Below are 365 nucleotides of genomic sequence, written 5' to 3'. Positions count from 1 at the left end.
GACGTCGTCCTGGAGCTGGCCGCCCGCCGCTACCGGGTGCGCGCCCACCGGGTGGCGGCCGTGGTGCGCACCCTGCTGGAGAAGGTCACGGCCCCCCCGGAGCGCCGCGACGTCTACTGCGCGGCAGCGCGCGCCCGGCTGGCGCGGGCGGTCGCCGAGGACGCCCGGCGCCAGGGCGAGGCGGCCGGCTTCACCCCCACGGACGGCGAGACGGCCCGCGCCGCGCGCAGCAAGCCGGTCAGGGCCGCCGTCGACGCGGTCTGGCCCGCGCGCCGCGCCGTCGACGTCCTCGCGGACCTCTACAGCGACCCGGCCCTGCTGGCCCGCGCCGCCGACGGGCTCCTCGACGCCGCCGAGCAGGCGGC

1 pseudogene is annotated in these 365 nt (G+C 81.4%); it reads left to right on the top strand.

The annotated features are described in order from the left end of the window. Positions 1-365: pseudogene (locus tag FHN55_RS23045) on the top strand (AAA family ATPase); the annotation flags it as partial.

Source organism: Streptomyces sp. NP160 (assembly GCF_006335115.1).
GTDB lineage: Bacteria > Actinomycetota > Actinomycetes > Actinomycetales > Quadrisphaeraceae > Quadrisphaera.
This window is presented reverse-complemented; position numbering and strand designations above follow the sequence as displayed.